At 73.3% G+C, this 19017-nt stretch carries 17 protein-coding genes; 8 read left to right on the forward strand and 9 right to left on the reverse strand.

The genetic code is table 11. The annotated features are described in order from the left end of the window. Window positions 1-39: 39 nt before the first annotated feature. Genes AAH991_RS23160 through AAH991_RS23170 form a run of 3 tightly spaced genes read right to left on the reverse strand, consistent with a single transcriptional unit; the run spans window position 40 to window position 4182 of the window. On the reverse strand, window positions 40-1866 hold the full coding sequence (locus AAH991_RS23160) for an ABC transporter ATP-binding protein (RefSeq protein WP_346227988.1): 1827 nt from the start codon (window positions 1864-1866) through the stop codon (window positions 40-42). Continuing rightward, window positions 1863-3590, reverse strand: coding sequence for an ABC transporter ATP-binding protein (locus AAH991_RS23165; RefSeq protein WP_346227989.1), 1728 nt, complete (start codon window positions 3588-3590; stop codon window positions 1863-1865). Before AAH991_RS23165 ends, AAH991_RS23160 begins: the two co-directional genes overlap by 4 nt. A 1-nt stretch (window position 3591) precedes the next feature. After that, the gene (locus AAH991_RS23170) at window positions 3592-4182 is read right to left on the reverse strand and encodes an NADPH-dependent FMN reductase (protein WP_346227990.1); all 591 of its coding nucleotides are present in this window, start codon (window positions 4180-4182) and stop codon (window positions 3592-3594) included. A gap of 112 nt (window positions 4183-4294) precedes the next feature. Here AAH991_RS23170 and AAH991_RS23175 point away from each other — a divergent pair, with 112 nt between their 5' ends. Together AAH991_RS23175 and AAH991_RS23180 are read left to right on the forward strand one after the other, a co-directional pair. Then, complete coding sequence (locus AAH991_RS23175; protein WP_346227991.1) at window positions 4295-5047, forward strand: TetR/AcrR family transcriptional regulator; 753 nt, start codon at window positions 4295-4297, stop codon at window positions 5045-5047. Between the two features lie 85 nt (window positions 5048-5132). After that, complete coding sequence (locus AAH991_RS23180; protein WP_346227992.1) at window positions 5133-6080, forward strand: aldo/keto reductase; 948 nt, start codon at window positions 5133-5135, stop codon at window positions 6078-6080. A 12-nt stretch (window positions 6081-6092) separates the two neighbouring features. Here AAH991_RS23180 and AAH991_RS23185 read toward each other — a convergent pair whose 3' ends face one another. From AAH991_RS23185 to AAH991_RS23195, 3 genes are read right to left on the reverse strand one after another with little or no spacing between them, the layout of a single operon-like run. After that, complete coding sequence (locus AAH991_RS23185; protein WP_346227993.1) at window positions 6093-6890, reverse strand: SDR family NAD(P)-dependent oxidoreductase; 798 nt, start codon at window positions 6888-6890, stop codon at window positions 6093-6095. Next, entirely contained in the window at window positions 6887-7141 is a 255-nt protein-coding gene (locus AAH991_RS23190) for a ferredoxin (protein ID WP_346227994.1), read from the reverse strand. The genes AAH991_RS23185 and AAH991_RS23190 overlap by 4 nt, the downstream gene beginning before the upstream one ends. Next, on the reverse strand, window positions 7138-8292 hold the full coding sequence (locus AAH991_RS23195; RefSeq protein ID WP_346227995.1) for a 3-ketosteroid-9-alpha-monooxygenase, oxygenase component: 1155 nt from the start codon (window positions 8290-8292) through the stop codon (window positions 7138-7140). The genes AAH991_RS23190 and AAH991_RS23195 overlap by 4 nt, the downstream gene beginning before the upstream one ends. Window positions 8293-8464: 172 nt before the next feature. Here AAH991_RS23195 and hsaA point away from each other — a divergent pair, with 172 nt between their 5' ends. Then, window positions 8465-9631: a 3-hydroxy-9,10-secoandrosta-1,3,5(10)-triene-9,17-dione monooxygenase oxygenase subunit gene (hsaA, locus tag AAH991_RS23200; protein ID WP_346227996.1), complete on the forward strand. Its 1167-nt coding sequence runs from the start codon at window positions 8465-8467 to the stop codon at window positions 9629-9631. A gap of 51 nt (window positions 9632-9682) precedes the next feature. On the opposite strand, the gene AAH991_RS23205 is transcribed toward hsaA, so the two are convergent. Then, window positions 9683-10885: an alpha/beta hydrolase family protein gene (locus AAH991_RS23205; RefSeq protein ID WP_346227997.1), complete on the reverse strand. Its 1203-nt coding sequence runs from the start codon at window positions 10883-10885 to the stop codon at window positions 9683-9685. Between the two features lie 11 nt (window positions 10886-10896). Then, a complete protein-coding gene (locus AAH991_RS23210; protein ID WP_346227998.1) occupies window positions 10897-12435 on the reverse strand; it encodes an FAD-binding protein in 1539 nt (512 codons plus the stop codon). 156 nt (window positions 12436-12591) lie between these two features. On the opposite strand from AAH991_RS23210, the gene AAH991_RS23215 reads away from it, so the two are divergent. Genes AAH991_RS23215 through AAH991_RS23225 form a run of 3 tightly spaced genes read left to right on the forward strand, consistent with a single transcriptional unit; the run spans window position 12592 to window position 14822 of the window. Next, on the forward strand, window positions 12592-13221 hold the full coding sequence (locus tag AAH991_RS23215) for a TetR/AcrR family transcriptional regulator (RefSeq protein WP_346227999.1): 630 nt from the start codon (window positions 12592-12594) through the stop codon (window positions 13219-13221). 49 nt (window positions 13222-13270) lie between these two features. Continuing rightward, window positions 13271-14017 (forward strand): SDR family NAD(P)-dependent oxidoreductase, encoded by a 747-nt coding sequence (locus AAH991_RS23220; protein ID WP_346228000.1) that lies wholly within the window; start codon window positions 13271-13273, stop codon window positions 14015-14017. 28 nt (window positions 14018-14045) lie between these two features. Next, entirely contained in the window at window positions 14046-14822 is a 777-nt protein-coding gene (locus AAH991_RS23225) for an SDR family oxidoreductase (protein ID WP_346228001.1), read from the forward strand. 288 nt (window positions 14823-15110) lie between these two features. Here the strand turns inward: AAH991_RS23225 and AAH991_RS23230 are convergent, their stop codons facing one another. Further along, on the reverse strand, window positions 15111-16043 hold the full coding sequence (locus tag AAH991_RS23230; protein ID WP_346228002.1) for a 3-oxoacyl-ACP reductase: 933 nt from the start codon (window positions 16041-16043) through the stop codon (window positions 15111-15113). Window positions 16044-16238: 195 nt separating this feature from the next. On the opposite strand from AAH991_RS23230, the gene AAH991_RS23235 reads away from it, so the two are divergent. Then, a complete protein-coding gene (locus AAH991_RS23235) occupies window positions 16239-17852 on the forward strand; it encodes an acyl-CoA synthetase (protein ID WP_346228003.1) in 1614 nt (537 codons plus the stop codon). After that, window positions 17845-19017, forward strand: coding sequence for a steroid 3-ketoacyl-CoA thiolase (locus tag AAH991_RS23240; protein ID WP_346228004.1), 1173 nt, complete (start codon window positions 17845-17847; stop codon window positions 19015-19017). Before AAH991_RS23235 ends, AAH991_RS23240 begins: the two co-directional genes overlap by 8 nt.

Below are 19017 nucleotides of genomic sequence, written 5' to 3' on the forward strand. Positions count from 1 at the left end.
CGGGACCGGCCGCTCACGTCCACTGCTGCCCCGGGACGGTCAGGACGGGGCCGCCGAACCGGCCCGAGTGCCGGAGAGCTGCGCCCCGGGGAATTGGGCCCCGGGGAGTTGGGCCCCGGAGGATTGCGCACGGTAGAGCCGGGCGTAGGCGCCGCCCGCCGCCAGCAGCTCGTCGTGCGTGCCCTGCTCCACGATCCGCCCGTCGTCCAGCACGAGGATCAGGCCGGCGTTCCTGATGGTCGACAGCCGGTGGGCGATGACGAATCCCGTGCGCCCGGCCCGCAGCGAGGTCATGGCCCGCTGCACCAGCACCTCGGTGCGGGTGTCGAGCGCGCTGGTGGCCTCGTCGAGCACCAGGATCGGGGGATCGGCGAGGAACGCGCGGGCGATGGTGACGAGTTGCCGCTCGCCCGCGCTGAGCCCATCGCCGTCGTCGTCGACCACCGTGTCGTACCCGTCGGGCAGCGTGCGCACGAGGTGGTCGACGCCGGTGGCCCTGGCCACCTGGACGATCCGCTCGCGCGGCACGTCTCCCGCGCCGTACGCGATGTTGTCGGCGATCGTGCCGTGCCGCAGCCAGGTGTCCTGCAGTACCATGCCGATCCTGGCGCGCAGCTCCTGCCGGGGCACCCGCGCGATGTCCACCCCGTCCACCGTGATCCGCCCGCCGGTGACGTCGTAGAAGCGCATCAGCAGGTTGATCAAGGTGGTTTTGCCCGCGCCGGTCGGGCCGACGATGGCGACGGTCTGCCCCGGCTCCGCGACCAGGGACAGGTCCTCGATGAGGGGACGGCCGGGCGTGTAGCGGAACGAGACGTTCTCGAAGACCACCCGGCCTCTGGTCACGGCCGGAAGGTGGACGGGGTCGCGCACCGGCTCCTCCTCGTCCTCGTCGAGCAGTTCGAAGATCCGCCCGGCCGAGGCGAGCACCGACTGCAGGAGCGTGGACATCGACGTGACCTGGTTGACCGGCTGCCCGAACTGCAGGCAGTACTGGATGAACGCCTGCACGTCGCCGACCGACAGCGCGCCGGCCGCAACCCGCAGGCCGCCGATCACCGCGACGAGCACGTAGTTGAGGTTCATGACGAGCGACATCGACGGGCCGATCAGGCTGGACAGCAGCTGCGCGCGGAACCCCGCGCGGAACACCGCGTCGTTGCGCTCGCCGAACTCGCCCACGGCCTGGCGCCGCCGGCCGAAGACCTTGACCAGGGCGTGCCCGGTGTAGGTCTCCTCGATGTGGGCGCCCAGCCGGCCGGTGGCCGCGAACTGCTCGGCGAATCTCGGCTGCGCCCGCCTGCCGACCACCCTGGCGGCCACGACGGAAAGCGGCACCATGACGACCGAGACCAGGGCGAGCAGCGGCGAGGTCCACACCATCATCACGAGCACGCCGACGAGCGTGAGCAGCGCGGTGACCGCCACGCCGAGCACCTGCTGCAGCGTCTGGCCGACGTTGTCGACGTCGTTGCCGGCGCGCGAGAGCACCTCGCCCCGCTGCCTCCCGTCGAAGTAGGCCAGCGGCAGCCGCGCGAGCTTGGCCTGCGTCCGCTCCCGCAGCCGGAAGACCAGCCGCTGCACGACGGTCGCGGTCGTCCGCTGCTGGACGAAGGAGAGGCCGAACGCGGTCAGGTAGCAGGCGAGGGCGGCCAGCAGGATCCGGCCGGTCGTGGCGAGGTCCACCCCGTGGCGCCCGGTCACGGCCGACAGCACCACGTCGGTGGCCGCGCCGAGCAGCCGGGGGACCGCCACGGTCAGGGTCACGGCCCCGGCCGCGCAGGCCAGGGCGGTCACGGCGAGCGGGAGTTCCGGGCGGGCGTCCGAAAGCAGGCGCCGGACGACGCCTCGTTCCCGGGCTGTCATGCGGCCACCTCCAGGCCTGTCTGGGAGGACACGATGTCGCGGTAGGCGGGGCAGGAGGCCAGCAGCTCCTCGTGGGTGCCGGTCCCGGCGACCCGGCCCTCGTCGAGCACCACCACCCGGTCGGCGTGCCGTGCCGAGGAGATCCGCTGGGCGACCAGGAGGACGGCGACGTCGCGGGTCTGCCGCGCCAGCGCGTCGGTGAGCGCCCGCTCGGTGACCGGGTCGAGCGCGGAGAACGGGTCGTCGAGCAGCAGGACCCGGGGCCGGGCGACCAGGGCCCGCGCCACCGTCAGGCGCTGGCGCTGGCCGCCGGACAGCGAGGTGCCCCCCTGCCCGAGCGGCGTCTCCAGGCCCTCGGGCAGCGAATCGACGAAGTCGCGCGCCTGCGCGACCTCCAGCGCGTGCCACAGCTCCGCGTCCGTCGCCTCGGGCCTGCCGTACCTGAGATTGGCGGCGATGGTGCCGGAGAACAGGTACGGCCGCTGCGGCACCAGCCCGACGACGCCGGCCGGTTCCTCCGGCGGCAGCGACGCGAGGTCGGTCCCGTCCAGGAGCACCTGCCCGCCGGCCGGGCCGAGCAGCCGGGCGACCAGGTTCAGCAGGGTGGTCTTGCCCGAGCCGGTGGAGCCGACGATCGCGACGGTCTCGCCGGGCCGGACGACGAGGTTCACGCCGCGCAGCACCGGTTCCTCGGCGCCCGGATAGCGCACGTGCGCGTCGCGGACCTCCACCTCGCCCCGCCAGATCCGGTCGGCGCGGGCCGGTGACGCGAGCGGCTCCGTGCCGGTCTCCAGCACCTCGCGCACCCGCAGGGCGGAGACCCGGGCACGCGGCGCGGCCAGGACCGTGAAGGTCGCGAGCAGGGCGGACCCCAGGATCACGGCCAGGTAGTTGAGGAACGCGACCAGCGAGCCCACCTGGGTGACGCCGTCGTCGACGAGGTGCCCGCCGTACCACACGACCGCCACGCCGCAGAGGTTGCCGATCAGCATTCCGGCGGGGTACATCACGGCCGCCAGCCGCGCCGCGCGTACGGACGCGTCCAGCAGCGTGCCGTTGGCCTCGGCGAACCTGGCGCGTTCGCGCTCCTCGGCGGCGAACGCCCGGACGACCCGGACGCCGGCGATCTGCTCGCGGACGAGCCTGTTGGCCTGGTCCACGCCGCGCTGCGTCGCCTGCGACAGCGGGGTGAGCCGGCGCAGGATCGCCCACAGGACGGCCGACAGCGCGGGCAGCGCGACCAGCAGCAGCGTGGACAGGCGCAGATCCTGCCGCAGCGCCATGACCACCCCGCCGAGGAAGATCATCGGTGTCGCGGCCAGGCCGGTCAGGCCCATGAAGACCAGCGTCTGCACCTGCTGCACGTCGCCGACGCTGCGGGTGATCAGGGACGGCACGCCGAAGCGGCCCACCTCCCGGGAGGAGAACGACAGGACCTTCGCGTAGACGGCCGCGCGCAGGTCCCGGCCGACGGCGGCGGCGGTTCCGGCGGCGAGGACTCCCACCACGGCCGAGCACAGGACCTGTGCGAGCGTCCCGGCCGCCATGAGGCCGCCCAGACGCACGATCAGCCCGGTGTCGCCGCGCAGCACGCCGTCGTCGATGAGCGTGGCGTTGATCGTGGGCAGCAGGAGGGCGGCGAGCGCCTGCGCGATCTGGAGCACGCCGATCAGGGCGACCGCGCCTCGGCGGGGTCGCAGAGCGGAGCGGAGCAGGGATCTCACCTCAGCCTCCGTACGGCCGGGCCGACCGCGCCTCGCGCAGGGCCCGCCCGAACCAGACCAGCTCGTCGAGCATGACCTTGGCGGCGCCCTCGGGGCCCGCGGGGTCCTTCGGCCAGTTCCCTTCCGGGTCGAACAGCGTCCAGGGGCTCCGGAAGGCGACGGAGTCGCGGATCGTCACCGCGTGCAGCTCGGCGAAGACGAGCCTGAGCTGCTCGACGGCCCGCAGGCCGCTGGACATGCCGCCGTAGCAGACGAACCCGACGGGCTTGGCCGCCCACTCCCGGTGGTAGCTGTCGATCATCAGCTTGAGCGCCGCGGGGAAGCTGCGGTTGTACTCCGGGGTCACCACGACGAAGGCGTCCGCGGCCTCCACCCGGGGCCGGAGCCCGGTGACCTCCGCAGGCTTCTCGCCGCCGAAGTGCCCGCGCAGCCCGTCGGGGAGCCGGGTCTCGGCCAGATCGATCACGTCGAGCGCGACGTCGTCGCGTCGCTCCGCCTGACCGGCGAACCAGTTGGCGACGAGGGGCGCCACCCTCCCGTCCCGGACGCTTCCGATGATCATCGCCACGTTGAGCCGGTCGTCTCCGGACATGGTTCCTCCACGAGGTGTGTACGTCGTACGCAACGAGTACACCGTACGCGCTAGCGCGTACGGTGTACAAGTCCAAGTACGATGTACACATCGAAGCGGGAGGAGCACGACGATGGCCGGGAAGAGAGCGGACGACACCGGGGGTGACACGGGGGATGGCGTTCACGAGTCCATCTGGGAGCGGATGGAGCGGCCCGCCCGGCCGCCCCGCGCGGCGCTGACCCATGCGCAGATCGCCGCGGCGGCCGTGGAGATCGCGGACGCCGAGGGGCTCGACGCGGTCTCGATGCGCCGGCTGGCCGAGCGGCTCGGCGTCGCGACCATGGGCCTGTACCGCTACGTGCGCGGCAAGGACGACGTGATCGAGCTGATGGTGGACGCGGTCTACGCCGGGGAGGGGCCGCCGGCGGAGGGCCGCGACTGGCGGGAGGTGCTGCACGGGTCCGCCCTGCGGCTGCGCGCCCTCATGCTGCGCCATCCCTGGCTGGTGGAGACCACCGCGCAGGCCGCGCCGCTGACCCCGAACTTCGTCGCGCGCGCCGACCGGCTGCTCGCGTCGCTGTACGGCCTCGGCCTCGACGCCGACACGGCGATGACGGTCCTCGACACGGTCGACGCGTTCGTCAGCGGGGCGACCACCGCCCGGATCAGGATGGCCCGGCTGATGCGCAAGGAGGGCGCGGAGAAGATGGACGACCTGCGCGACCGCTACTCGTCGCGGATGAAGTGGCTGCTGGAGTCGGGCCGCTATCCCGCGTTCGAGCGCTACATCCGCGAGGGCGTCAGGAAGGACGACGACGACTGGCAGTTCGAGCTGGGCCTGGAGTCCGTGCTCGACGGCGTCGCCGCCCGGCTGGGAATCTGACGATCCCCGCGGGTTGACCTTGAGTCCGCTCCAGGTACCACACTCGGGAGCCGTTCCCCGATCCACAACGCTCATGGAGGACGGCATGACACAGGTGCAACTCGCGCTGGGCGCCATGCACTTCGGGACCCGGCTCGACGAGCGGGCCTCGTTCGATCTGCTGGACCGGTTCGTCGCGGCGGGCGGCACCGTGATCGACACCGCCGACTGCTACGCGTTCTGGGCCGATCCGAGCGGCCACGGCGGGCACAGCGAGCGGGTCGTCGGCGAGTGGCTGGCACGGCGGCCCGGTATGCGCGACCGCGTTCTCCTCAGCACGAAGGCGGGGGCGGAGCCGGTCGGCGACGGCGAGTGGCCGGCCAACCGGGAGGGCCTGTCGGCGACCGCGATCAAGGCGGCGGCCGAGGGCAGCCTGCGCCGGCTGGGCACCGACCGCGTCGACCTCTACTGGCTGCACATGGAGGACAGGTCGGTGCCGCTCGAGGAGACGGCCCAGGCGCTCTCCCAGCTGGTCGAGTCCGGTACGGTCGCCCGCGTCGGGGCCTCCAACCACGCCCTGTGGCGCGTGGAGCGCGCCCGCCGGCTCGCCGGGGCGAACGGATGGGCCGACTGGACGGCGCTGCAGCTGCGCCACTCGTACGTCAAGCCGCGGCCGGACGCGCGGGTGGCCGACCAGGGCCACCGGTTCGGCTGGGTGACCGACGAGGTGCTCGACTACGTGGCGTCCGATCCCACGGTGGACCTGTGGGCCTACACGGCGCTGCTGAACGGCGGATACGTGCGCGAGGACCGGCCGCTGCCGGAGCCCTACGACCACCCGGGCACGGCGCGGCGGCTGGCCGTCCTCGACGAGGTGGCGGCCGAGCTGGGCGTCGGCCGCAACCAGGTGGTGCTGGCGTGGCTGACCGGCGGCGCCCCGCCGGTCACGCCGGTCGTGGGCGTCAGCACGGCCGGGCAACTGGAGGAGGCGCTGGCCGGGGTGGCGCTGGAGCTGCCCGGCGAGCTGCGCCGCCGCCTCGACGAGGCCGCCTGACCCCCGCACGCCTCAGGAGCTGGGCGGGGGGATCATTCGCCTGGTCGCCTCGTGCGCCCTGCGGACCATCTCGGCCCGGGGGAAGCCGCTCCGCTTGCGGGCCGTCTCCTCGTTGCCGCCGGCGATCCGGACCGGGCCGTCGGCGAGGTGCTCCAGGCCCTCGCGGGCCACGTCGCCGGGCTCGGCCACGTTGAGCCCGGGCAGGTCCATCCGCAGCCCCGCCCGCTCCATCGCCGGGGTGCGGGTCACGCCGAGGACGAGTTCGAGCACGTGCACGCCGTGCTCGCCCAGCTCCAGCCACAGCCCTTCGGCGAAGACGCGGCTGAACGCCTTGACCGCGGAGTAGACGCTGATCTGCGCCTGGCCCATGTACCCGGCGAGCGAGCCGACCAGGATGATCCCGCCGCGGCGGCGCTCGCGCATCAGCGCGCCGAAGTGGTGGGTGAGCGCGAGCTGGGCGGTGATGTTGAGGTCGATGACCCCCTGCACCCGGTCGAGGTCGCCGGTCACGAACTCGTGGCCGTAGCTGTTGGCGCCCGCGTTGAAGATCAGCAGGCCCACCTCGACGTCGTCGGTCACCGCGCGGACGGCCTTGAGCGCGCCCGGGTCGGTCAGGTCGAGCTCCAGCGTGCGCACCTCGGCGCCCTTCGCCCTGACCTGCTCGGCCGTCTCGGCCAGCGGCCCGGGCTTGCGGGCGACGAGCACGAGGTTGAGCCCGGCGTCGGCGAGCTGGTGGGCGAACGCGGCGCCCACTCCCTCGGAGCCGCCCGCGACGACGGCCCAGGGGCCGTACACGTCCTTGTCGATCACGATTCCTCCGGTACGGCGATCTCGCCGTCGAGCGCGGCCTGGACGATGGACTCCCGCAGCGCCGCGCAGCCGGGGAAGACTCCCGCGCCGGCGGTGCGGCGCTCCTGGCAGGTCCCGGCCGCCTCGGCGTTCCACTGGACGCTGGTCTGGTGCCAGCTCGCCTTGCGCACCTCGACCCCGGCGCCGCACCGGCGGCAGGTCAGCGGCTGCATGGGCGCGTCGAGCAGCCGGTCGTCCGGGCGGATCGTCATGCCGGCCGGCCTTCCGCCGCCTTGCGGGCGAGGTTCTCCTCGACCTCCCTCTTCCACGCCTCGACCGGGCGGGTGGTGTCGAGCTCGAACTCGAAGCGCTCCACCATCTCCGGCCTGACGTCGGCGACGTCCACGTAGAACTGCTCGTACCAGCGGCGCAGCTGGTAGACCGGGCCGTCCTCCTCGCACAGCAGCGGGTTGTCGATGCGGGCCTTGTTCTTCCAGATCTGCACGTCCTGGTCGAAGCCCTTGAGGATGAAGGTGCTCATCTTCCTGGCCATCTCGTCGGCCGCGGGCCCGGGGAGCTTGTCGGTGCGCTGCACGATGATCCCCGAGTGCAGCACGAACGAGTTCGCGTCGATCGGGTAGTGGGCGTTGATCAGGACCGAGTTGATGTCCATGGTGTCGTAGTGGTAGGTCAACTCGTCGATCATGAACGACGGCCCGTGGTACGACGCGACCGAGTCGTTGCCGAGCAGCTTGGGCTCGCCGTCCTTGGCGGGCGGGCGGGTGTCCTGCCGGCCGGTGCCCTTCATGATCTGCGTGGCGACGTGGCCCTCGAAGATGTTCTTGAAGTACGTCGGGAACGAGTAGTGGACGTAGAAGAAGTGCGCCATGTCGACGACGTTGTCCACGACCTCGCGGCAGTTGGTGTTCACGACGGTCTCGGTCCAGACCCAGTCGGTCCAGTCGTCGCGGGTCGCGCCCTCCATCCGGGGGATCGTGACCTCCGGCGGCGGCGGGTTGCCCTCCGGGTCGTTCCACACGAACAGCAGGCCGTCCTGGTCCATCGTGGTCCAGGCGGCGGTGCGGGCGCGCAGCGGGACGCGGCGCGAGTAGGGGATCTTCTTGCAGCGGCCGTCGCCGCCCCAGCGCCAGTCATGGAACGGGCAGGCGATCTCGTCGCCCTTGATCGTGCCCTGCGACAGGTCCCCGCCCATGTGCCGGCAGTAGGCGTCGAGCACGTTGAGTCTGCCGTCGCCGCTCCGGAAGACCACGAGCTTCTGGCCGAAGGCCCTCACCGTGTGCGGCCTGCCGTCCTTGAACTTCTCCGACAGGCCCAGGCAGTGCCAGCCCCGGGCGAACCGGGTGGGGACCGCCTCCGCCTCGATTCTGCGGATGTCGTCGTTCCCGGCTTCTACTGCAGTCACGTTGATCCGACCCTTCAGGACGCACGTACTCTCAGTCCGCCAAGGTAGGAGCCGCGGCGGCCCGCCGGACGTCGAGTCCCATTGGCCGGGAGTGCCCTGACATGCGGTCATCGGCTCCACGCACCATCATGGACGGCATCTGACCGACGAGCGCGACACGGAGAGCCCCCACATGAGCAACGAGGTCCTGGACGCGGTTCGCACGCTGCTGCCGAAGATCGCCGAACGGGCCCGGTCCACCGACGAGGACCGCCGGGTCCCCGCCGAGTCGATCAGGGAGCTCGTCCAGGCCGGGGTCTTCCGCATGCTGCAGCCCAAGAGGTACGGCGGCGCGGAGAGCGACCCGGTGAGCTTCTACGAGGTGGTCAGGGAGATCTCCGCGGTGTGCGGGTCCACCGGCTGGACCGTCTCCGTCCTCGGCGTGCACCCCTGGCAGCTCGCCCTGTTCGACGAGGCCGCCCAGGACGAGGTGTGGGGGAGCGACCAGGACGCGCTGATCTCCTCGTCGTACGCGCCGGTCGGACGGCTCGTCCCCGCCGAGGGCGGCTACCGGCTGTCCGGCCGGTGGCGGTTCTCCTCCGGCTGCGAGCACGCCTCGTGGGCGATGGTGGGCGGCCTGGTCCTCGGGGACCAGGGCAAGCCGGTGGACTTCATGACCGTGCTGGTGCCCCGCTCCGACTATCTGATCGCGGACGTGTGGGACGTCATCGGGCTGCGCGGCACGGGCAGCAACGACATCGTCGTCGAGGACGCGTTCGTGCCCGCGCACCGCGTGATGCGCAACTACGAGATGGCGCAGCTGCGCGGCCCGGGCCAGAAGGTGAACCCCGGCCCGCTCTACCGCATCCCGTTCGGCACCGTGTTCACCACCACGATCACCGCCCCGGTCATCGGGATGGCGGCCGGGTGCTACCGGTCGTACGTGACCGCCATGCGCGACCGCGTACGGCTCAGCCTGGGCGGCGGCCGGTTCGCCGAGGACCAGTTCGCGCAGGTCGCGGTCGCCAGGGCGGCGTCGGAGATCGACGCGGCGATCCTGCAGACCGACCGCAACGTGCGGGAGGTGTACGAGCACGCGGTGCGGGGCGAGACGATCCCGGCCGAGCTGCGGCTGCGGGTGCGCCGGGACCAGGTGCGCGCCACCGAACGGGCGCTGGAGGCGATCGACATCCTGTTCAAGACCGCCGGGGGCAACTCGCTCAGCCGGGGCAACCCGATCGAGCGGGCCTGGCGTGACGCCCACGCGGGCAGCGTCCACGTGGCCAACGACGTCGAGCGGGCCCTCGCGATGTACGGCAAGGGCGAGTTCGGCCTGGCCGTCGAGGACAACCTCATCTGACGGCGGGAGGAAGGGCCCGGACGCGCCGCGTCCGGGCCCTTGCCATTCCTGTCAGCAGGTGGGCGCGGGCGTTCCCCCGGCGAGGATCGTCCGCGCGAACGCCAGCGCGTCGTCGAACGAGGCCGCGACCGAGGCCCGGTGGTCGGCGCCGGCGTAGGTCCGGTAGGTGACCTTCGCCGCGCCCGCGCACAGGTCGGCGACCATGAGGTCGGTCGTCTGCTTCGGCACCAGGACGTCGGCCGTGCCCTGGGCGACCAGGGTGGGCACCCGGACCTTCAGCCCGGCCGGCTCCTGCGCCCGCAGGTAACCGGTCAGGGTCCCGGTGTCGGCGCCGGGCCGGAACACGCTGCTCACGTTCGTGTCCGCCGCGACCGCCCGCACCTGGTCCATGCACCCCGTGCGCGCCGCGTCGAGCAGCGGCCGCACCTCGTCGGTGACCAGCTCCTCCGGCCTGATCGCGGGGTCGGCCGCCGCCGCGCCGAGCAGGATCGTGGGCAGGAAGGCCAGCGCGTCCTTCGCGCCCGGCATGGCCCTCAGGTAGGCCACGGTCTGGGAGTAGCCCCAGCCGCCGGGGGCGACGGCGATCGCGCCGCGCAGCCGCACGTCGCCGCGCTCACCGGTGGCGGCGGCCGTGAACAGCGCGGCGTGCCCGCCCTGGCTGTGCCCGGCGGCGAACCAGTCGCGGCCGATGCGCGGGTCCACGCGGCGGGCCGCGCGCACCATGTCGATCACGCTGGCCGCCGCGCTCCGCCCGTTCATGTACGGATGCCCGCCCGGGGTGCCGAGGCCCTCGTAGTCGGTGCGCACGACGGCGAAGCCGTGTGCCACCCAGGCATCGAGTGTGGGGTTCACCGAGGCCAGGTAGCCGTGGGCGGGCCCGTCGGCGGTGTCGGCCGAGGGGGCGCAGACGTCCGCCGTGCCCGTGGTGCCGTGCGCCCAGCTGATCACCGGCCAGCCGCCGGGCGGCGGCGGCGTCGCCGGCACGGACACCACACCCGACACGGTGACGCGCTCACCCGAGGCGCCCTCGGAGACGTAGGTGACGTACCAGTCGCGGGCCGCGCTCGGCAGCGCCGCCGCGCCGGTCAGCGGACGGGCGGACAGCGGCGTGCCGCGCAGCCCCGGAGGGACGGTGCCCGCGACCGCGCCGGCATCGGCCGCCTGGACGGGGGCGGCCGCGGCGGGCGCCGCGATCGCCACGGCGGTCAGGGCGGCCAGGGACAGCGCCCTGAGACGGGACCGGGGGAATGACATCGGTGATCCTTTCAACGTGCCATGTCCTTGACGGCCCGGTAGGCGAAGACCATGGCCGAACCGATCGGGACACCGGGGCCGGGGTAGCGGCGCCCGGAGAACGAGGCGCTGGTGTTGCCCGCGGCGTACAGGCCGGGGATCGGCCGTCCGTCCCCGGTGAGCACCCGTCCGTCGGGGTCGGTGCGCAGGCCGCCCTTGGTGCCGAGGTCGCTGAGCACCACCCGGGCGGCGTAGTAGGGCGGGGTGTCCAGCGGGACCAGGCAGGGGTTCGGCGCCTCGGACTGCCCGGCGAAGAACCGGTCGTAGGGGTCCTCGCCGCGGTGGAAGTCCTCGTCCACGCCGGTCGCGGCGAAGCCGTTGAACCGCTCGACGGTGTGCCGCAGCGCCTCGCGCGGCACGCCGATGAGCTCCGCCAGCTCCTCCAGGGTGCCGGCGCGCACCCAGGTGCCGGCCTCCAGGTGCTCCTCGGCGCGGCGTCCCGGCAGTGAGATCGCCGGGAGCCGCCCGCCGAACCGGGAGTCGAAGATCAGGTGGGCGGGCATGCGGCCGGGCTCGGCGATCATCTCGCGGCCCATCCGGTCGTACGGCAGCGACTCGTTGGCGAAGCGGCGGCCGGACGCGTCGACCATGAGCCCGCCGTGGAAGCCCAGCGTGAAGGCGGCCCGGCCGTCCGGCAGCGCCACGCCCGGGCACCACCACGCCTCGCCCATCAGGCCGGTGGCCGCGCCGATCGCGGCGGCGGCCCGGATCGGGTCACCGGTGTTCGCGCCCGCCGGGGCCATCGACCACTCGGCCGTTCCGGGGACGCCGTGGGCCGCCCGCATCTTCGCGTCGCCCTCGAACCCGCCGGCCGCGAGCAGCACGCCTTCGCGGGCGCGCAGCCGTACGGCGCCCGTGGCGGTCGCGGCCTCCACGCCGGTCACCCGGCCGTCCTCCACGACGAGCCGGGTGAGGGCGGCGCCGGTGCGCACGGCGCCGTTGCCGGTGTTCACGAAGGCCAGCAGCAGCCGCCCGATCAACGCCCGCCCGGCCGACAGCGGGCCCTCGCCGTGGCCGCGGCCGTCGCGGTCGCGGTCCACCGGAGGCCGCACCAGCGCGGCGAGATCGCCGAGCCGCTCGGCCGGCAGGTCCAGCGGCACGAACGACCGCCCCGCGTCGAGCCGTCCGGGGGCGGGGAAGTAGTCGGGGAAGGCGCGCGACTCGAACTCGATCGCCGGGTCGCGCTCCAGGAACTCGGCCACCTCGGGCGCGGTCGCGAGGAACGCCTCCCGCCGGTCGGCCTCCGCCTCGCCCAGCAGGGCGGTGAGGTAGACGCGGGCCGACTCCGTCGAGTCGCCGATCCCGGCGCGGCGCTGCACCTGCGTGCCGGGCAGCCAGACGGCCGCGCCCGAGTACGCGGACGTGCCGCCGAGCAGCGCCGTCTTCTCCAGCACCACGGTGCGCAGCCCGCCCGCCGCCGCCGTCAGGGCGCCGGTCAGGGCTCCCGCACCGGAACCGGCCACCACCACGTCGTACTCGTCGTCCCAGGCTGGTGTGGGTGCGCCCGGCATGCCGATCCTCCTGTCGTCGCCGATCGTGGTGGGTAAAGGCAAGCGCAGCGGCCGCGTGACCGGCCCGTTCGTCCCACTGAGTGGTATGGACCAGTGGCGGGGATGCGAGCAGCGCTGTGTATCGTCGTTGCGACACACGAACGGTCAGGGGGAGACGTGCCGAGGATCGCCGAGGTCAGGGCGCCGGCCGAGCCGAGCTCGCCCGAGCAGCGCGCCCGTCATCTGCGCATCCTGCGCGCCGCCGCCCGGATGGGCGCCGAGAAGGGACTCGAACGGGTCCAGATGCACGAGGTGGCCAAGGAGGCCGGGGTCGCGATCGCCACGCTGTACCGGTACTTCCCCTCGAAGACCCACCTGTTCACCGCGGTGATGGCCGAGCAGGTCGACAGGTTCGGCGAGAGCGTCCAGCAGCCCAAGCCCGGGATGACGCCGGAGGACGCCGTCGGCGAGGTGCTCGTGCTCGCCAGCAGGCAGCTGCTGCGCCGCCCCGCGCTCGCCACCGCGATGCTGCAGTCGGCGAACTCCGCCAACGCCGCCGCGGTGGCCGACGCGGGCCGGATCGACCTGACGTTCCGGCAGATCGTCCTGCGGACGCTCGGCATCGCCGAGCCCACCGTCATGGACGTCACGCTGATCCGGCTGCTGATGCAGTGCTGGTACGGCGTGCTCCAATCGAGCCTGAACGGCCGGGCGTCGATCCCCGACACCGAAAGCGACATCCGGATCGCCTGCCGGCTGCTGCTCGCGCCCCGGTCGAACGCGCCCTCCGGTCCCGTCTCCCGCTGACCGGGACGCGGCCCGGGCCGCTCCCGCCGAGCGCCGTTAGCGTGCGCGTATGAACCGCTTCGACGGGGTGAAGGTCCTGCTCACGGGCGCCGGCTCGGGGATCGGGCGGGCCACCGCGATCAGGCTCGCCGCCGAGGGAGCCGACCTTTTCGCGGTGGACCGCGCGGCCGCGGGGCTGGCGGAGACCGGCTCGCTGATCGAAGGTTCCGGCCGGTACGTCCCGCACGTGGCCGACGTGACCGAGGAGGCCGCCGTGGTGACGGCCGTGGACGCGGCGGCGGCCGGGCTCGGCGGCATCGACGTGCTCGTCAACGTCGCGGGGATCCAGCGGACGACGCCGATCGAGTCGCTGACCGTGGCCGACCTGAACCTGCTGTTCTCGGTCAACCTCGTCGGCACCGCGCTGTTCTGCCGGGAGGCGCTGCGTCACCTGCCCGACCGGACCGGCGTCATCGTGAACGTCGCGTCGATCGCGGCCACCCAGGGCAACCCGTACATGACGGCGTACGCCGCGTCGAAGGGCGCCGTGCTGGCCTTCTCGCTGAGCCTGGCCGCCGAGGTCGTGGGGCGCGGCATCCGCGTGGTGCCGATCTCCCCGGGCACGGTGGCGACCCCGCTGACGCGCGACATCGAGTTTCCCGAGGGCGCGGACCTGCGGTACTTCGGGCGGATCCGCTCGCTGCTCGGCAGCGCCGCCCCCGAGCAGATCGCGGCCGCGATCGCGTTCGCGGCCTCCTCGGACGGCGGATACCTCACGGGCGCGAACCTCCGGGTCGACGGCGGCTCCGGAACCTGACGCGCCCCCTTCGACAAGGAGTGACGACGTGACACGGACGATCGCGGTGACCGGGTCGGCCTCGGGCATCGGCAGGGCGCTGGCCGCGTCGCTGCGGGAGCGGGGCGACGAGGTGATCGGCGTCGACTTGCAGGACGCCGAGGTGTGCGCCGACCTGTCCGCCCCCGAAGGCCGCGCCCGCGCGGTGCGGGAGGTGCTGGATCGGGCGGGCGGCGCGCTGGACGCCGTCGTGGCCTGCGCCGGTCTCTCGGGAGTCGCCGTGGGCACGGTCACCGTCAACTTCTTCGGCGTGACCGCGATCCTGGAGGGCCTGCGCCCGGCGCTCGCCCGCGCGGAGCGGCCCCGCGCCGCCGCGGTGGCCTCGATCTCCGCCACCCAGCCCGCCGATCCCGAGGTGGTCCGCGCCTGCCTCGACGGCGACGAACCGCGGGCGGTCGCGCTGGCGGAGCGGGCGGTCGAGCGCGGCCAGGGGCGGCTGCTCTACCCGTCCTCGAAGTCGGCCCTGGCCCGCTGGCTGCGCGCCCGGGCGGTGTCGCCCGAGTGGGCCGGCTGCGGCATCCCCCTCAACGCGGTGGCGCCGGGCGTCGTGCTGACCCCGATGTCGGCTCCGCTGTTCGAGGACGAGACGATGCGCGAGGTCATGGACCGGGCGGTGCCGATGCCGCTGAACGGCTACGCCGAGCCCGAGGTCGTCGCCGGCGCCCTGCGCTGGCTGGTGAGCCCGGACAACTCCCACATGGCCGGGCAGATCGTCTTCGTGGACGGCGGCGCCGAGGCCACCCTGCGCGGCCCCGACGTGTACTGACGGCGCACGCGCGGCTCCCCGGTCGTCGCCGCCTGGTCCACGCACGAGGACGTGCACTACGACGGCTTCGGCTCGGCCATGACCCTGCTGGTGGCCATCACGGGCGGCGCCCTGCTCCTCCTCGGCCTCGGACCCTTCCTCGCCTTGCTGCCGGGGCGCCGCCCTGGTCACCGGTCTGCCCGTTCTCGCCGCGGCCGTGGCCGCTTCAGCGCGTACGGTCGTGCGGCCGGCCCGGCCGCGCACGCCGGCTCCCGTCTGAGCGGGCGACGGCGCGCGGCCCCGCGTTCCTCACTTCGCGCGCGCGACGTTCTGCACGCCGGTGGTGTCGAGCTGCGCGACCGAGTAGGCCGCGTAGGTCCGGTACGGGTCGCGCCCGCTGAAGTGCGGGCCGACCTGCGCGTCCAGCTCCTCGACGGAGAACACGCCGTCGGCTGCGGTGAACTTGCGCTCCACGGTCGGGGCCGCCATGAGGGCCACCATGTCGCCGTACACGACGAACACCTGGCCGTTGATCTCCTCGGAGGCGGGGGAGGCGAGGTAGCTGACGAACGTGGCCACCCGCTCGGGAGCGAGCACGTCCAGCCCGCCGGCCTCACCGCCGTCGCCGAACACGCCGGCCGTCATGCCCGTACGGGCCCGGGGGCAGATCGCGTTGGCCCGCACGCCGTACCGGGACAGGCCCTGGGCGGTCGACAGGGTGAGCGCGACGATGCCGGCCTTGGCGGCGGAGTAGTTCGGCTGGCCGGCCGACCCGAACAGGAACGCCTCGGACGAGGTGTTGATCACGCGGGCGTAGACCGGGCCGCCCGCGGCCTTGCTCGCCGCCCGCCAGTGGACGGCCGCGGCCCGCGACAGCCCGGCGTGCCCCTTGAGGTGGACGCGGATGACGTCGTCCCAGTCGGACTCGGTCAGGTTGAACAGCATCTTGTCGCGCAGCACGCCGGCGTTGTTCACCACGATGTCGAGGCCGCCGAAGGACTCCACGGCGGCCTCGACGAGGCGATCGCCCATGGACCAGTCGCCGATGTCGCCGGTCACCGCGACGGCCTCGCGGCCGAGCGCCCTGATCTCGGCGGCGACGTCCCCGGCCGCCGGGCCGACGTCGTTGACGACGACGTTCGCGCCGCGTTCCGCGAGGGCGAGGGCCTCGCTGCGGCCCAGGCCCGCCCCGGCGCCGGTGACGACGGCGGTCTTGCCCTCCAGGCTCGTGTTCGAGCTCATCTGCGCACTCCTGCCCGTTTGATGATCACAGTCAAAACTAGTATGTATTCTAGTTTTTCCCGCTGGCTCTCCCAGCCACGGGTGTCCCACTCGGTGACACAAGGATGGGTCCGTGCGGTGTGGCGAGCGATCGGCGGCACCACTGAGCGGGACTGAGCCGTTGCCCGAAACAGAAATGATTTCTAGCCTCACCCCATGAGCCTGAACGTGGCATCGCTGTTCGAGGCCGTCGCCGCGGCGGTCCCCGAACGCCTCGCACTGGTCTGCGGCACCCGGCGGCTGAGCTTCGCGGAGCTCGACGCCCGGGCGGACGCCCTGGCCGGCCACCTGCGCGCGGCCGGTGTGCGGCCGGGCGAGCACGTGGGCGTGCACATGCTCAACGGGGTGGAGTTCGTCGAGGCCCTGCTCGCCTGTCTGAAGATCAGGGCCGTCCCGATCAACATCAACTACCGGTACACCGACCGGGAGCTGCACTACATCTACGAGGACGCCGGCCTGGTCGCCCTCGTCATCGGCGGTGAGTTCGCCCCGTCCGCCGCCGCCCTCGCGGACCGGTGCCCGAAGCTGCGCCACGTGGTGGTCGTGGACGACGGCACGCAGGCGCCCGGCTGGCCGGCCGGGGTCGAGGCCGTGGACTACGAGAAGGCGCTCGCCGCCCGGCCCGCCACCGTCCCGATGGCCGCCGAGCGCGGCCCCGACGACCACTACGTGCTCTACACGGGCGGGACGACCGGGATGCCCAAGGGCGTCGTGTGGCGGCACGAGGACTTCTACTTCGCCGCGCTCAAGGGCGGCAACCACTACGGCCCGCCGTACGGGACGGCGGAGGAGCTGGCCGCGGCCGCGGCGGCGGGCACGCCCGTCGTCTACCTGCTCACCGCTCCGCTCATGCACGGAGCGGCCGCCTACACGCTGTTGAGCGCGCTGCTGGCCGGCTCGACGACGGTCCTGCTGCGGCGGTTCGACCCGGTCGAGACGCTGCGGCTGATCGAACGCGAGCACGCCGTGATCGTCACCGTGGTCGGCGACGCCATCGCCCGCCCGCTGCTCGACGCGATCCGCGAGCACGGCGCGGGCTACGACCTGAGCTCGATGAAGGTGCTCGGCTCGGGCGGGGCGCTGCTGTCGCGCAGCGTGCGCGAGGAGGCCGCGTCGCTGATCCCCGGCCTCTACGTCAACGACGGCTTCGGCTCGTCGGAGTCCGGCGTGGACGGCACGATCGGGATCGGCCCCGACGGGCTGATGCGGCTGGCCGCCGGCCCCCGGATCAAGGTGGTCGACGAGGACTTCCGGCCGATCGAGCCCGGCTCCGGCCGGCTGGGGTACGTCGCGCGGACCGGGCACGTCCCGCTGCGTTACCACAACGACCCGGACAAGAGCGCGACGACGTTCCCGGTCGTCGACGGGGTCCGCTGGGCGGTGCTCGGCGACATGGCCCGGGTCGAGGAGGACGGCACGATCGTGCTGCTCGGCCGTGGCTCGGGCTGCATCAACACCGGCGGGGAGAAGGTCTTCCCCGAGGAGGTCGAGCAGGCGCTGAAGTCCCACCCGGCGGTCATGGACGCGCTGGTCGCGGGCGTGCCCGACGAGCGGTTCGGCGAGCGGGTCGCCGCCGTGGTGGAGCTGCGCCCGGGCGCGGCGGCCGGCGCGGAGGAACTGCGCGCGCACTGCCGCGCCCAGATCGCGGGCTACAAGGTGCCCGCCTCGATCGTCGTCGCCGACACCGTCGAGCGCTCGCCCAGCGGCAAGGCGGACTACCGGTGGGCCAGGAACGTTCTGTCAACGCAAACCAGGAGGAACGATGGCTGAGACCGTCACTGGGGCCGTCATCGTCGACGCGGTGCGCACACCGGTCGGCAAGCGCTACGGCGTACTGGCCGGGCTGCACCCGGCCGAGCTGCTCGGCGCGGTGCACCGGGCCCTGATCGAGCGCAACGGCCTCGCCGCCGACGCGGTCGCGCAGGTCATCGGCGGCTGCGTCACCCAGGCCGGGGAGCAGGCCAACAACGTCACCCGCCAGGCCTGGCTGCACGCGGGCCTGCCGTACACCACGGCCTGCACGTCGATCGACTGCGCCTGCGGCTCAGGCCAGCAGGCCGTTCACCTGGTCGCCGGGCTGATCGCGGCCGGCGCGATCGACATCGGCATCGGCTGCGGGGTCGAGTCGATGAGCCGGGTCTTCCTCGGCGCCGCGGTCACCCCGGACGCCGGCAGCCCGTTCCCGGCGTCCTGGTCCCTGGACATGCCCGACCAGTTCACCGCGGCCGAGCGGATCGCGCAGCGGCGCGGCATCACCCGTGCGGACGCCGACGCGCTCGGCCTGCGTTCCCAGCGGCGCGCCGCGCGGGCGTGGGCGGAAAGCAGGTTCGACGGCCAGGTCCTCGAGGTCGAGGCGCCGGTGATGGGACCCGGGGGACCGACGGGGGAGACCGCCGTCGTCAGCAGGGACCAGGGGTTGCGCGACACCAGCATGGAGGCGCTGGGGAGGTTGCAGCCGGTGATGCCGGGCGGCATCCACACCGCGGGCAACTCCTCGCAGATCAGCGACGGCGCGGCCGGCGTGCTGCTGATGAGCGCGGACCGGGCGCGCGATCTCGGTCTGCGGCCGCGGGCGCGCATCGTCGCCTCCGGCATGGTCGGCTCCGACCCCTACTACCACCTCGACGGGCCGATCGACGCGACCCGGCACGTGCTGGACAAGGCGGGCATGAAGCTGTCCGACGTCGACCTCGTCGAGATCAACGAGGCGTTCGCCTCGGTCGTGCTCTCCTGGGCGCGGGTGCTCGACGCCGACATGGACAAGGTCAACGTGAACGGCGGCGCGATCGCGCTCGGGCACGCGGTCGGCTCGACCGGCTCCCGCCTGATCACCCAGGCGCTGTGCGAACTGGAGCGCACCGGAGGCTCGACCGCCCTCGTCACCATGTGCGCGGGCGGTGCCCACGCCACGGCCACGATCATCGAACGGATCTGA

This window comes from Microbispora sp. ZYX-F-249 (assembly GCF_039649665.1).
Classification (GTDB): Bacteria; Actinomycetota; Actinomycetes; order Streptosporangiales; family Streptosporangiaceae; genus Microbispora; species Microbispora maris.

What these genes read in the sequence shown, in the direction of transcription:
- AAH991_RS23160 (WP_346227988.1), bottom strand. Translation starts at nt 1,866, where the DNA reads ATGACAGCCCGGGAACGAGGCGTCGTCCGGCGCCTGCTTTCGGACGCC.
- AAH991_RS23170 (WP_346227990.1), bottom strand. Translation starts at nt 4,182, where the DNA reads ATGTCCGGAGACGACCGGCTCAACGTGGCGATGATCATCGGAAGCGTC.
- AAH991_RS23175 (WP_346227991.1), top strand. Translation starts at nt 4,295, where the DNA reads ATGGCCGGGAAGAGAGCGGACGACACCGGGGGTGACACGGGGGATGGC.
- AAH991_RS23180 (WP_346227992.1), top strand. Translation starts at nt 5,133, where the DNA reads ATGACACAGGTGCAACTCGCGCTGGGCGCCATGCACTTCGGGACCCGG.
- AAH991_RS23190 (WP_346227994.1), bottom strand. Translation starts at nt 7,141, where the DNA reads ATGACGATCCGCCCGGACGACCGGCTGCTCGACGCGCCCATGCAGCCG.
- hsaA (WP_346227996.1), top strand. Translation starts at nt 8,465, where the DNA reads ATGAGCAACGAGGTCCTGGACGCGGTTCGCACGCTGCTGCCGAAGATC.
- AAH991_RS23205 (WP_346227997.1), bottom strand. Translation starts at nt 10,885, where the DNA reads ATGTCATTCCCCCGGTCCCGTCTCAGGGCGCTGTCCCTGGCCGCCCTG.
- AAH991_RS23210 (WP_346227998.1), bottom strand. Translation starts at nt 12,435, where the DNA reads ATGCCGGGCGCACCCACACCAGCCTGGGACGACGAGTACGACGTGGTG.
- AAH991_RS23220 (WP_346228000.1), top strand. Translation starts at nt 13,271, where the DNA reads ATGAACCGCTTCGACGGGGTGAAGGTCCTGCTCACGGGCGCCGGCTCG.
- AAH991_RS23230 (WP_346228002.1), bottom strand. Translation starts at nt 16,043, where the DNA reads ATGAGCTCGAACACGAGCCTGGAGGGCAAGACCGCCGTCGTCACCGGC.
- AAH991_RS23235 (WP_346228003.1), top strand. Translation starts at nt 16,239, where the DNA reads ATGAGCCTGAACGTGGCATCGCTGTTCGAGGCCGTCGCCGCGGCGGTC.
- AAH991_RS23240 (WP_346228004.1), top strand. Translation starts at nt 17,845, where the DNA reads ATGGCTGAGACCGTCACTGGGGCCGTCATCGTCGACGCGGTGCGCACA.